The organism is Annamia dubia NIES-4383, from assembly GCF_055394725.1.
Genome location: NZ_AP025630.1, coordinates 3,267,125 through 3,279,780, shown reverse-complemented (window position 1 = coordinate 3,279,780; position 12,656 = coordinate 3,267,125). Strand labels below are relative to the sequence as shown.

General features: G+C 34.2%; 11 protein-coding genes. 6 read left to right on the top strand and 5 right to left on the bottom strand.

Annotation, left to right across the window (positions count from 1 at the left end; translation table 11 throughout):
• Positions 1 to 180 precede the first annotated feature (180 nt).
• Both petJ (Anndu_RS14775) and petJ (Anndu_RS14770) read left to right on the top strand, forming a co-directional pair.
• A complete protein-coding gene (gene petJ, locus Anndu_RS14775; protein WP_464101914.1) occupies positions 181 to 513 on the top strand; it encodes a cytochrome c6 PetJ in 333 nt (110 codons plus the stop codon).
• A 173-nt stretch (positions 514 to 686) separates the two neighbouring features.
• Entirely contained in the window at positions 687 to 1,019 is a 333-nt protein-coding gene (petJ, locus tag Anndu_RS14770) for a cytochrome c6 PetJ (protein WP_464104119.1), read from the top strand.
• Between the two features lie 155 nt (positions 1,020 to 1,174).
• On the opposite strand, the gene Anndu_RS14765 is transcribed toward petJ (Anndu_RS14770), so the two are convergent.
• Together Anndu_RS14765 and rfbD are read right to left on the bottom strand one after the other, a co-directional pair.
• The gene (locus Anndu_RS14765; RefSeq protein WP_464101913.1) at positions 1,175 to 2,254 is read right to left on the bottom strand and encodes a glucose-1-phosphate thymidylyltransferase; all 1,080 of its coding nucleotides are present in this window, start codon (positions 2,252 to 2,254) and stop codon (positions 1,175 to 1,177) included.
• Between the two features lie 31 nt (positions 2,255 to 2,285).
• On the bottom strand, positions 2,286 to 3,170 hold the full coding sequence (gene rfbD, locus Anndu_RS14760) for a dTDP-4-dehydrorhamnose reductase (RefSeq protein ID WP_464101912.1): 885 nt from the start codon (positions 3,168 to 3,170) through the stop codon (positions 2,286 to 2,288).
• 218 nt (positions 3,171 to 3,388) lie between these two features.
• Between rfbD and Anndu_RS14755 the strand changes: the two genes are divergently transcribed.
• Positions 3,389 to 3,877 carry a hypothetical protein gene (locus Anndu_RS14755; RefSeq protein WP_464101911.1) on the top strand — a complete coding sequence of 163 codons (489 nt, stop codon included), beginning with the start codon at positions 3,389 to 3,391 and terminating at the stop codon, positions 3,875 to 3,877.
• A 306-nt stretch (positions 3,878 to 4,183) separates the two neighbouring features.
• Here Anndu_RS14755 and ygfZ read toward each other — a convergent pair whose 3' ends face one another.
• Both ygfZ and Anndu_RS14745 read right to left on the bottom strand, forming a co-directional pair.
• Positions 4,184 to 5,245, bottom strand: a complete 1,062-nt coding sequence (gene ygfZ, locus Anndu_RS14750; RefSeq protein WP_464101910.1) for a CAF17-like 4Fe-4S cluster assembly/insertion protein YgfZ — start codon at positions 5,243 to 5,245, stop codon at positions 4,184 to 4,186.
• A gap of 51 nt (positions 5,246 to 5,296) precedes the next feature.
• Positions 5,297 to 6,475, bottom strand: coding sequence for a M20 family metallopeptidase (locus Anndu_RS14745; protein WP_464101909.1), 1,179 nt, complete (start codon positions 6,473 to 6,475; stop codon positions 5,297 to 5,299).
• 317 nt (positions 6,476 to 6,792) lie between these two features.
• Here Anndu_RS14745 and Anndu_RS14740 point away from each other — a divergent pair, with 317 nt between their 5' ends.
• Complete coding sequence (locus tag Anndu_RS14740; protein ID WP_464101908.1) at positions 6,793 to 7,845, top strand: DMT family transporter; 1,053 nt, start codon at positions 6,793 to 6,795, stop codon at positions 7,843 to 7,845.
• Positions 7,846 to 7,991: 146 nt separating this feature from the next.
• On the top strand, positions 7,992 to 9,962 hold the full coding sequence (locus Anndu_RS14735) for a bifunctional aldolase/short-chain dehydrogenase (RefSeq protein ID WP_464104118.1): 1,971 nt from the start codon (positions 7,992 to 7,994) through the stop codon (positions 9,960 to 9,962).
• 78 nt (positions 9,963 to 10,040) lie between these two features.
• Here Anndu_RS14735 and Anndu_RS14730 read toward each other — a convergent pair whose 3' ends face one another.
• Complete coding sequence (locus Anndu_RS14730) at positions 10,041 to 10,790, bottom strand: ABC transporter ATP-binding protein (protein WP_464101907.1); 750 nt, start codon at positions 10,788 to 10,790, stop codon at positions 10,041 to 10,043.
• Between the two features lie 141 nt (positions 10,791 to 10,931).
• Here Anndu_RS14730 and mutL point away from each other — a divergent pair, with 141 nt between their 5' ends.
• Positions 10,932 to 12,605, top strand: coding sequence for a DNA mismatch repair endonuclease MutL (mutL, locus tag Anndu_RS14725; protein ID WP_464104117.1), 1,674 nt, complete (start codon positions 10,932 to 10,934; stop codon positions 12,603 to 12,605).
• Positions 12,606 to 12,656: the final 51 nt, after the last annotated feature.

Below are 12,656 nucleotides of genomic sequence, written 5' to 3'. Positions count from 1 at the left end.
CTGCCGGATGTAAATAAATATTACAAAAATCTTTAAAATTTAACTTTTCTGATATAATTCAGATGCCCAATTCCCAAGTTTTTATTTTGATTTTTAATCCGTTTAAAACTTGTTTTTTGGCACAATTAATAGTAATATCGCAATTTAAAATCAAAAATTTTTGGAGATACAGAACAATCCATGAAAAAAATTCTAGCTTTTGTCTTAGTAGCTGTAATGACCGTGTTCTTCAGCTTTAATAGTCCGGCTTTAGCAGGTGATGCCGATAATGGTGCTAAAGTTTTTTCTGCTAACTGTGCGCAATGTCACTTAGGGGGCAAAAATCTTGTTAACCCTGCTAAAACTTTAAGCAAAGCCGATTTACAAAAATATGGCAAAGACAGTATTGAAGCTATTGTAATTCAAGTAACCAAGGGCAATGGAGCTATGCCCGCTTTTGGAGCAAGATTAAAACCTCAGCAGATTGAAGATGTGGCTACCTACGTTTTAGGACAAGCTGAAAAAGGTTGGTAGTAATAAATTTATACTATCAAGAACCGTAGGGGTGAACGGCCGTTCACCCCTAAAAAGTTTATTTTTTATTAATTGATAGTTATGGATAATTGACAATTATTTATAATTGTTGAACAGAATTTAAGATAATATTAAAATTTAAAATGAACATTTTTGGAGATAGAAAACAATCCATGAAGAAATTTCTAGCTTTTGTTTTAGTAGCTGTAATGACCGTGTTCTTGAGCTTTAATAGTCCCGCTTTAGCAGGTAATGCCGCTAGTGGTGCTAAAATTTTTAGTGCTATCTGTGCTTCTTGTCACCTAGGGGGCGGGAATATAGTTCGGCCTAATAAAAGTTTAAAGAAAAGCGATTTAGAAAGATACGGTAACAATAGCCTTGAAGCTATTGTAAATCAAGTAACCAACGGCAAGGGAGCTATGCCCGCTTTTCGGGGAAGATTAACTGATCAGCAGATTGAAGATGTGGCGGCTTACGTTTTAGAAAAAGCCGAAAAGGGTTGGTAATAATTACGATTCAACTTTTATTAAACATTTATTAAAGTTTACTAAAAGTAAACTTTAGATTTAAAAATCTCCGCCCGATCGGGTGGAGATTTTTGTTAGAAATTATCTAACAATTTGTGAATAAATTTGTGAATATCTAATCACAAATAACCCATTTACATTAATTCAATTTGAGAATCATCACCAATTAAAAAACTTAAAGCTTTAGGATGTTTTGGTGCTAGGGAAATTTTAGCTCTTTGGCCGATTAAACTATCAACAATTCTTTGATTAATATTAATAATAGTTGATCCTTCTAAAATCACACTATGATCTATATCAATATCTTTTAAAGTAACATTATTACCAATGCTAGTATAAGCACCAATAAAACAATCTTCTAAGTAACAATTTTCCCCAATAATAATAGGGCCTCTTAAAGTACAATTGATCAATTGTGAATTTTTACCAACAAAAACTCGTCCTGTAATTTTCGTTTTACCGTTAATTTTTCCCTGATTTTCTGATGTTAAATAACTATCTAAAATGATACAATTAGCATCTAATAAATCATCTTTTTTCCCCGTATCTAACCACCAACCTGTTAACTGTTTGGCTTGGACATTTTTTTGTTGAGTAATTAAATATTGAATAGCATCTGTAATTTCTAATTCACCTCTGGCAGATGGTTTAATTGAATTAATCGCTTGATGAATAATATTAGTAAAGAAATATACCCCCACTAAAGCTAAATTTGAGGGTGGTTCTTTTGGCTTCTCAACTAATTCTAAAATTTTACCATTTTCTGCTACTTTGGCCACCCCAAAAGCACTGGGATTAATTACTTTTTTTAATAAGATTAAACTATCAAGATTTTGCTCTAAAAATACATCTAAAAATTGTTTTAAATTATCTTCAATTAAGTTATCACCTAAATACATAATAAAAGGTGAATCGCCTAAAAAACCCTTATCTTTTGCAATTTTTACCGCATGAGCTAAACCGGCCGGTTGTTCTTGCAAAATATAAGTAATTTTAGCCCCAAATAAAGACCCATCGCCTGTTTTTTGCTGAACTTCCTCACCTGTTTCTGGACTAATAATGATACCTATATCGGTAATTCCTGCCTTAACAATGCTTTCAATTCCATACCATAAAATAGGCTTATTTGCCACCGGAACAAGTTGTTTTGCACCCGTATAAGTTAAAGGTCTAAGTCTTGTACCTTTGCCACCTGATAAAATTAATGCTTTCATAATTTTTCTTATTTTTTAGTTTAAATATATTTTAAATATATTTTAAATATTCAGTTAACATTAATTGTAAACTATTACGCCAATAAGGTGGCGTATTTTCTAATAAATGTGATATTTTTTTACATAATAGGACGGAATAGGCCGGACGTTTGGCCGGGGTTGGATATTCGGCGGTGGTAATAGGTAAAACTTCTTTAATTTTGAGGGGATAACCTAATTTTTTTGCTTCTTCAAAAATAGTTACAGCAAAATCATACCAACTACAAACCCCACTATTTGTATAGTGATAAATGCCACTAATTTCTGGCTTTAATTGGGGTATTAATTGATAAATTGTCATTGCTAAATCTTTTGTCCAAGTTGGGCTACCTATTTGATCTATTACTACTTTTAATTGTTCTCTTTCTTGACCTAATCTTAACATCGTTTTTACAAAATTTCCCGTTCCATAAACCCCATAAACCCAAGCAGTTCTTAAAATTAAATAATTACCACAATGCTCAATAATTGCCTTTTCTCCTGTTAATTTTGTTTGTCCATAAATACCTAAAGGATTAGTTTGATCTGTTTCTAAATAGGGGATATTTTTAGTACCATCAAAAACATAATCTGTCGAAATATGAATTAATTTAGCCCCCATTTTTTCAGTTTCTTGCGCTAAAATTTGCGGAGCGATCGCATTAACTAAATAAGCTTTTTCCGTTTCAGTTTCTGCTTTATCTACCGCAGTATAGGCACTACAATTAATAATTAAATTTGGCTGATAATTTTCAATAAAAGGAGCAATTAATTCAGATTGAGTTAAATCTAAATCTGATTGATTGATGCCCAAAAAATTTACTTGATTAGCTCTTAAAATATTAGCTAATTCATGGCCTAATTGTCCTTGATTACCGATCAGTAAAATTTTATTCATAATCCTAAAATTGGTTAGTTTTTTAAAGAAATATTAAAAATTATATCATAATCTATATAATATAATCTTTATCAAAATCAGGTTATTCCTGTTAATTATGCCTAAAGAAAATTATTTATTAATCTATTAAATCATAATATAATTTTTTAAAACAATTTTGACATTTTTTACACGGTTTAATATGATAGATATTAACAATTTTATCCACTAATAAAAAAATGAGTCTAAATTTTTTACTGGTTGAGGGAGATGATCCCGGCGCTCCCGAAGGTTATCGTTTACTCACCCCCGATGAAGCTCGTGGGTCTCTTAATGACATCATATCTCAAGGTATCATTGACGAGTTAGAATGGGGAATCATCCGTTTAGCAGGTGGTGGCTCGATGGACGGTGCAGGATATGGCTATGACATCAGAGATAGTGATGACCGAGATTTGGGTCATTCACTCTATGTAAAAATGAGTCTAAATTTTTTACTGGTTGAGGGAGATGATCCCGGCGCTCCCGAAGGTTATCGTTTGCTCACCCCCGATGAAGCTCGTGGGTCTCTTAATGACATCATATCTCAAGGTGTCATTGACGAGTTAGAATGGGGAATCATCCGTTTAGCAGGTGGTGGCTCGATGGACGGTGCAGGATATGGCTATGACATCAGAGATAGTGATGACCGAGATTTGGGTCATTCACTCTATATACAAGGTGATTAATTACTGAAAAAAAGACTTAACTAGACAAATATTGAAAATATTTATTATCAATATTTATGAATAATAATCTCTATCACAGTCTTAAATTATTAGCGGTGAAATTCAAGGCGAGGTTTGACTTTTAAGTTTTAATCTCGCTTTGAATTTCAGATCAAAGCTAATATAAATCTTTCAATCAATTGAATTAACAATTACATTTGATCCCAGAGTTTGAAAATACTTTACTTAAAAAAAAAGTAAAGTTTTGTTAGGAATAATCAATCAAAAATAACCAATAATAAAAGCCTTAAATTTATTGGCTATCAACTATTTAGAATTAGTATAGTATTCATGTGTTAAATAGGGAACAGATAGAACCTCTCCTTGGGTATTTTCAATGGTAACTTTTAAGCCTTCACCTCCTGCTTTAGTACGAATATAAGCAAGGCCAAATATTCCTTTTTCTGTGGCTGTAATACTGGTTAACTTTCCGATTTTTTCTCCATTTAAAGTAATAGTTGAACCAGCCGGAATTAACTGATCAAGTTTAATTCCCCATAGTCTTTGTTTTACTCCTCGATAAGTATTTAAACGGGAGATCGTTTCCTGTCCAATATAACAACCTTTATCAAAAGAAATTGTCTGCCATAAACCAGCTTCTAAGGGGTTAAATTCTTCTGTTAATTCTTGATCGGGAGCGGGTCTACCTTGTAAAATTCTTAATTTTTCCCAAGCATTTTCACCCATTGGTTTAACATCTATTGCTATTAATTTTTGCCAAAATTGTTCAGCAATTTCTATAGGTAAAATAAAGTTATAACCTTTATGTTTCAAGTTACTTCCTAAGATAACTCTAATTTTTTGATCTTCAAAGTTAACTATTTGATGACTATATTCTGGTTGATCAATCATTTGATTAAATCCTAATTTTTCAAGAATTTGATCACTTTTTTCCCCTAATAAAGTAAAAATAGCAAACTTTTGAGATAAATCAGTTAAACTAACTTTATCCATCGGAAAAATAAAGCGATCTAACCATTCTAATAAATATTGACGGCGTTGGGGAGAAACTAATAATAAAATGCTATCTTCTGTTAAATAAGCATTAACTATATCAATAGTTCGAGCGGTGGAAGTTACAAAAACTGTTTCACATCCTTGCCCAACTTTTAAATTATTAATATCATTGGTACTTTGATTATGTAAATATCTAATGCGATCATTTCCTGTTAATTCAATTAAACCCCAATGGGTACGATCATAAACAAAAGTTTGTTCATTAATTTGATGCAAAAAGGTCTCATCATTGCCAAAAGTTAAAGGATAATTTCCCTGAGCCGCTAGGATTGCTCCTGATTTTTGTTGAGTTTTTCTTAATTTTTCAAGCATAGTTAAATTAAAGTTTAAATGAATATTTATTACTTAATACTTATTACTGATTTATTGATATTGCCAATATTTATAAGCACTATAAGCCATTGTAACAACCCCTGTAAAAATTGAAGATTCATCTATTTCAAACTGGGGATGATGGAGAGGATGATTAATTTGATTTGAACGCCCCACACCAAGACGAAACATAGAGCCGGGGGCTTGTTGTAAATATAAAGCAAAATCCTCCGCCCCTAAAGATGGTTCGGGTATAATCTGCACAGCCTCATTACCAAAGGCTTCTCGGCTTGATTGCTCTAAAATTTGGGTTAAATGGGGATCATTTTGCACGCAAGGCACTCCCCGCCGATAATTCATTTCATAACTTGCCCCGTAAGTCTGACAGACATTTTTGATAATGCCTTCAACCCAATCCGGCAGATTGGCGTGGGTTTCAGGGTGAAGCGATCGCACTGTACCGGCCAATCTGACCTGATCGGCGATCACGTTTGGCGCACGGCCTCCGCTAATTTCTCCAATGGTCAAAACGATTGGCCGTAAAGGGTTTTGAGTGCGACTGATGGCCTGTTGTAAAGACGTAATCACCTGAGAGGCTATCCAGATGGCATCGATCGCTTCATGGGGGCGCGCACCATGCCCCGACTCCCCTTGTATAAAAATTTCTAAATCATCGGCGGCCGCTGTTAAAGCCCCGTAACGAATGCCCACACAACCGGCCGGAATGGACGGAAACACATGAACCCCAAAAATTGCATTAACCCCTCGCATCGCGCCATCCTGCACCATCCAACTCGCACCCTGCGCGATTTCTTCGGCCGGTTGGAATAAAAAACGGATTTGGCCGGGGATGGCCTCACTTAACTGGGATAAAATCATGGCCGTACCCAATCCCACCGTAGTATGGACATCATGGCCACAGGCGTGCATGATCCCCTGATGACGGGAAGCAAAATCTAAAATTGTTCGTTCCTCGATCGGTAGTGCATCCATATCAGTGCGAATCCCTAAAATGCGTTGATCCGTACCCTGCCCAAATAAATGACCGATCACCCCCGTTTTACCGATGCCTTCTTGCACTTGAAGCCCATAGGAAGATAAAACGCCGGCCACATAAGCGGCCGTTTGATATTCTTGGCCACTTAACTCTGGGTGAGCGTGAAAATGACGGCGAATTTCGATTAAACGAGGAGTTAATTTTTCAGCAATTTCTTTAATTTGATTTAACATAATGATTTCTTTATTAATGCTTAATTATAAATGTTTTTGCTTAATTTTAAGATAAAAACATCAAAAATTAATCAAAAATAAGATTATAGTTAAAAATAATAAGTCGCTTGAGCAGACTTCTGCTATTAGTATTTAACTTCATTGTAAGCTTTTTACACAAGGTTAAACGATTATTTTTATTAATTATTCTGTAATAAATTAATTTAATTACTAATAGCAAAATGCGGTTAAAATCACTACAAAAATAAATTAATCTTAACTTTGAAAAGTCAAGAATTTTAAAAATACCTGACTTTGTTGGTGTTAATGATCAAAGCTTGATTTTTGCTCAAAATTCTGAAAATTTAGCTCCTTTTACCCAAAGATTGAGATATAATGATAAAAAAGAATTTCGTTTAATCAAACATCAAATAAATAATACAATGACTCAGGCTCAATTACCGAAATCTGTTACTACTTCTGCTAAGTCATTAAAAGCAATTTCAAATCTGTTTCTTGCCTTATTTGCAATTTCTTTCGCCCCGATTTTTATTCGATTTAGTGCAATAGAGTTAAACGCAGATGCCACAGTTTTTAACCGTTCCTTAATCTTTTTATTAATTTTTGGCGTAGGACGTAGTTTTAATATATTGTTTTCCCAATCAAAGCCAAATATTATTACTAAAAAATCATCTTATTCAGAGTGGATTTTATTAATTATAATGGGGATATTATCCGTGATCACTTTAGGATTATGGACTTATTCTCTCCAATATATAACTATTGCTAAATCTATGTTATTAACTAATATTACACCTCTGTTTACTGCTTTAGGGAGTTGGCTTTTATTTAATAAACATTTTGATTATAAATTTTTGTTAGGAATGGCGATCTCTTTATCAGGTGTAATCTTTTTGGGAGTAGATGATTTAAAATTAGAAACATCCTGTTTAATAGGTGATTTGTGTGCAATTTTATCGGCGGTTTTTCGAGGTGGATATTTTTTAATAGTGGAGAAATTAAGAGAATATTGTGATGGGACAACTATTTTAATTTGGCGTTGTATAATTAGCTGTTTAATTTTACTGCCAATTATCTTAAATGATGGTCAACAATTATTCCCGCAAAGTTCCACAGTCTGGTTAGCTGTCATAGGTTTAGGGTTGATTTCAGAAGGAATAGGACAGAGATTATTAGCTGATTCTCTTAATCAATTTTCTTCTAGTTTTGTGGCTTTATTTTTATTACTTGAACCGATTATTAGTGCGGTTTTAGGATGGTTAATTTTTAGTGAAACTATTAATTTTGTAACTAAAATTAGCTTTATTTTTATACTAGGAGGAATTTATTTGGCCAAATCTAGTGAAGCTTCTGTTCATCACAGTAATTAGACTTCTTGCAAAAGTCAAGTAATAAGTATCAGAATTGATAAAAACTTTATGAAAGGGCATCAAAAGTATTATTATTATTACTTTAACAAATGGTTTATTAATTAAGATATAATTAATCAAAAATATTCTAACTAACTAAAATTATGATTAAAAATCTTTGGAATGACGAAGAAGCAAAGCAATATCAAGATGACTTAGCCCTGAGAGTCTATACATCACGCCTATTAGGGCGTGATCCCTCTTTGGTATTACATGGGGGAGGTAATACTTCAGTGAAAATTACACAAACTAATTTAGTAGGGGAAAAAGAAGATATTTTATATGTAAAAGGTAGTGGCTGGGATTTGGCGACTATTGAAGTAGAAGGTTTTGCTCCTGTGCGCATGAATCATTTATTAAAATTAGCAAAATTAGAAACATTATCCGATCCCAAAATGGTCAATGAATTAAAAACCCAAATGACTATTGCATCAGCCCCTAGCCCCTCAGTTGAGACAATTCTTCATGCAATTTTACCCTATAAATATGTAGATCATACCCACTCCGATGTGGTAGTTACTATTACAAATACCCCCAAAGGTTTAGAAAGAATTAAAGAAATTTATGGCGATCTAGTGGTGATCATTCCCTATATTATGCCCGGTTTTGATTTAGCTAAAATTTGCGCTCAACAATTTCCCCAACAAGTAACAGCAAATACCATCGGCATGGTATTAATGAATCATGGTATTTTTTCGTTTGGAAATACTGCTCAAGAATCTTATGATCGCATGATTCAATTAGTAGGAATGGCAGAAAAATATTTAGTTAAAAATAAGGTAATTACACCCGTTCAATCTACAGTTATTAAACCTCAAAATTTAGCTTATTCTTTAGCCAAATTACGTTATCAACTATCAAAAAAAGCTAAATTTCCCGTTATTATAAAAAGTTTTACTAATAGTAAAACTTTAAATTTTGCTATTAGAAACGATTTAAGTATTATCTCACAACAAGCACCCGCTACCCCCGATCATGTGATTCGCACCAAAAGACTCCCCATGATCGGCTATCAAGAAGATAATTTAGAAAATTATATTAAAGCCTATCAAGATTATTTTCAAACCTATTCTAAAGAAAATCAAGTTATTTTAGACCCCATTCCCAGAGTAATATTAGATCCTGATTTTGGCATGGCCACGGTGGGAAAAACCGCAAAAGACGCTCAAATCGTAGCGGATATTTATGATCACACCATTGATATTATTCAAAATGCCACCTTGTTGGAGCAATATCAAGGCTTAAGCGCTAGTGATATTTTCCAAGTGGAATATTGGGATCTGGAACAGGCAAAATTGAAGAAATCCGGTCAAAATCCGCCGTTTATGGGAGAAATAGCCCTTGTTACGGGAGCGGCCTCTGGCATTGGTAAAGCCTGTGTTGAATCCCTCTTAAAACGGGGCGCGGCGGTGATCGGCCTTGATCTCAATCCCGATCTTGAAAATTTATTCAAAAATATTAATTTTTATGGTATTACCTGCGATCTTACAGAGGAAACTGAGCTTAAAGAGGCTTTAGAAAAAGGGATTAGACATTTCGGCGGTTTAGATATTGTGATCTTAAATGCGGGAATTTTCCCCAAAGGATGCCAGATCAAAGAGCTAGACTCCCAAACTTGGGGTAAAGTGATGGCAGTTAATCTCGATGCCAATTTAAACTTGATGAGGGAGGTGCATCCCTTCTTAAAAATTGCACCCAAGGGGGGGAGAGTGGTGATTATTGGCTCAAAAAACGTCCCTGCCCCCGGAAAAGGTGCGGCGGCCTATTCTGCGTCTAAAGCGGCTTTAAATCAATTAATGCGAGTGGCGGCCTTAGAATGGGGTGAAGATGGGATCCGGATCAATTCTGTCCATCCAAATGGTGTTTTTGACACAGGAATTTGGACGGATGAAGTATTAGAAAATCGGGCAAAATCTTACGGTTTAACTGTTAGTGAATATAAGCAAAATAACCTTTTAAAAGTGGAAGTTACGAGTCAATCTGTGGCTGAATTAGTATCAGAAATCTGTGGTGATTTATTCAGAAATACCACGGCCGCACAGATTCCTATTGATGGGGGTAATGAAAGGGTGGTTTAAATAAGTGATAAGTAATAAGTGATAAGTAATAAGTAATAGGTGGAAACATTTACTAAAGCGATGAGAAAGTTTGTAAATTTAAAAATTAAATTCATCCTCATTATTTACCTTTAATCTCTGCTGAATTTCTGACCAATTAATATCAGAAATTAAACTACTTTTAATAATTTTACCCTGTTCTAAATAAATAACTTTTTGGGCAAAATCTTGTAAAAAATTAATTTGATGTGAAATTAAAATAATTGAGGTTTTTTCCTGTTGAGTAAGTGAATGTAAAATAGTTAATAAATTATCACTTTTCCCATGATCCAAAGCAGAATTAGGCTCATCTAATAATAAGACTTTTGGCCTCATCATTAAAGCTCTAGCCAAGGTAATTAATTGACGTTGCCCTAATGATAATTGACTTTCTTTTCGCTCTAATAATTCTTGAGAAATTTTAAATTTTTCTCGTCCATCTTCTAATCTTTCAATAATTTCTTTTTTTGGTAATTTTTGTAATAATAAGGGATAAATTAAAGCCTCTTTAACAGGTAAATCTAATAATTTCGGCTCTTGATGTACATAAACAATATTTTGGCGTAATTTAATTATAGGTATTTCTTGATAATTAATTCCCTCAAAAAATAAAGAGCCAAAAGTAGGATTTTGTAAACGATTTAAGATTTTTAATAAGGTACTTTTCCCCGCTCCCGATGAGCCAATAATTCCTAAGCGATCCCCCTCCAAAATGTCGAAGGAAATATGATCTAAAATTAGTTGTTTTGTAATCTTTGCGGTAAAACTTACCTGCTCAACTTTTAACCTAGTTTTAAGATTTTCATTCATATTTGTTGATTTAATTTTAATGGTAATAACTCAAATTTGATTAATTAAATTATAGATTAAAATTTTAAATATTTTTTCACTTAAATAAAGAAAATTTAAACAATCTTATGTTAAAATAGATTGGGAGTAAAATTAATCAAAATAATGAGCAAAATTCAAGCATTACCATTAGAAATTATTAATTTAATAGCGGCCGGAGAAGTGATTGATTGTCTGGCTTCGGTAGTGCGAGAATTAGTGGAAAATGCCCTTGATGCAAGGGCTGATCGTCTGGCGATCAATGTATTTCCAGACGCTTTAAAAGTCAGAGTTGCTGATAATGGCACGGGCATGAATCTCGATGACTTGCGCCTTTGTGCTAAAGCCCATCATACCAGTAAAATTCTTAATCGTGATGATCTGTGGAATATTCAAAGTCTCGGTTTTCGTGGGGAGGCTCTCCATAGTATTGCACAGGTGGGATCACTGGAGATTTTTAGTTATTGTGAGACGGATGCCGATCCCGTAGGATGGCGATTTGTCTATGATAAGGGCATTGCGATCTCAGAAGAAGCAGTGGCGATCGCTCCGGGGACGATTGTGATAGTTTCCGATTTATTTAAGAATTATCCAGTTAGACAAAAAAATTTACCTAAAATTCCTCAACAATTAAAAAGTATTCAAAATCTAATTTATGATCTGGCCTTGTGTCATCCCCACCTTACTTGCCGACTTTGGAAAAATGATCAACCTTGGTTTAATCTTACCCCTAGTCATACGGCTAAAAATATTTTTCCTCAGATTTTAAATACAATTCAAAGCACAGATTTACAAGAATTAAATCTGAATATTTCTGTACCAAATGCCCCCAATTCCCAGTTAAATTTAATTTTAGGATTGCCCGATCGCTGCGATCGATCTCGCCCCGACTGGGTTAAAATTGCCGTTAATGGTAGGATGATCAAATATCCAGAATTAGAACAAACTTTATTAACGGCCATGAGTCGCACTTTAAGACGGGATCGCTTTCCAGTGGCTTTTTTACACCTTAAAACTGCCCCCGATCAAGTTGACTGGAATCGTCATCCGGCTAAAACAGAAATTTACCTCCAAAACCTCACATTTTGGCAAGAACAAATTACCATCGCCGTAGAAAAAGCCCTGTGTCTCAGTCCGATTACCCTGCCTAATGCTCTGAATAATCAGAGGATTAACAAGGTGTTAAAAGCGGCTGAAAATTCAAGCAGTTATCAAGTGGAAGCAACGGATAAAACTCAGAAAAATCAGATTGGGTTAATGCCCTTAACAGCGATCGCACAACTGAGAAATACTTATATAGTGGCGGAATATCCAGACGGCATTTGGTTAATTGAACAACATATTGCCCATGAAAGGGTAATTTTTGAAAAATTACAAGCAGATTGGCAAATAATTGAGTTAGAAGAACCTCTGATTTTAAGTGATTTAAAAATTAAACAAATAGAAAATTTAGAAAAAATAAATTTAAAAATTGAAGTTTTTGGTAAAAATATGTGGAAAATCTTAAGTATTCCCCAAGCATTAAAAGGAAGGGAAGATCAAAAAGAAGCGATTATTGAAATAAGTTGGGGAGGAGACTTAGAAACCGCACAGGTAGCCACGGCCTGCCGTACAGCGATCCGCAACGGTACGCCCTTAACCTTACCACAGATGCAAGAGCTTTTAAATCACTGGAAAATGACACGCCATCCCCGCACCTGCCCTCACGGGAGACCGATTTATCTAGCCCTTGAGGAGTCAGCCCTCGCCCGTTTTTTCCGCCGTCACTGGGTTATTGGCAAAAGTCACGGTATTTAAGTAACCCCTCAGCCTTGATTTAAAATTTAATTTCATTTTCATATTTTAGGT

What these genes read in the sequence shown, in the direction of transcription:
- petJ (WP_464101914.1), top strand. Translation starts at nt 181, where the DNA reads ATGAAAAAAATTCTAGCTTTTGTCTTAGTAGCTGTAATGACCGTGTTC.
- petJ (WP_464104119.1), top strand. Translation starts at nt 687, where the DNA reads ATGAAGAAATTTCTAGCTTTTGTTTTAGTAGCTGTAATGACCGTGTTC.
- Anndu_RS14765 (WP_464101913.1), bottom strand. Translation starts at nt 2,254, where the DNA reads ATGAAAGCATTAATTTTATCAGGTGGCAAAGGTACAAGACTTAGACCT.
- rfbD (WP_464101912.1), bottom strand. Translation starts at nt 3,170, where the DNA reads ATGAATAAAATTTTACTGATCGGTAATCAAGGACAATTAGGCCATGAA.
- Anndu_RS14755 (WP_464101911.1), top strand. Translation starts at nt 3,389, where the DNA reads ATGAGTCTAAATTTTTTACTGGTTGAGGGAGATGATCCCGGCGCTCCC.
- ygfZ (WP_464101910.1), bottom strand. Translation starts at nt 5,245, where the DNA reads ATGCTTGAAAAATTAAGAAAAACTCAACAAAAATCAGGAGCAATCCTA.
- Anndu_RS14745 (WP_464101909.1), bottom strand. Translation starts at nt 6,475, where the DNA reads ATGTTAAATCAAATTAAAGAAATTGCTGAAAAATTAACTCCTCGTTTA.
- Anndu_RS14730 (WP_464101907.1), bottom strand. Translation starts at nt 10,790, where the DNA reads ATGAATGAAAATCTTAAAACTAGGTTAAAAGTTGAGCAGGTAAGTTTT.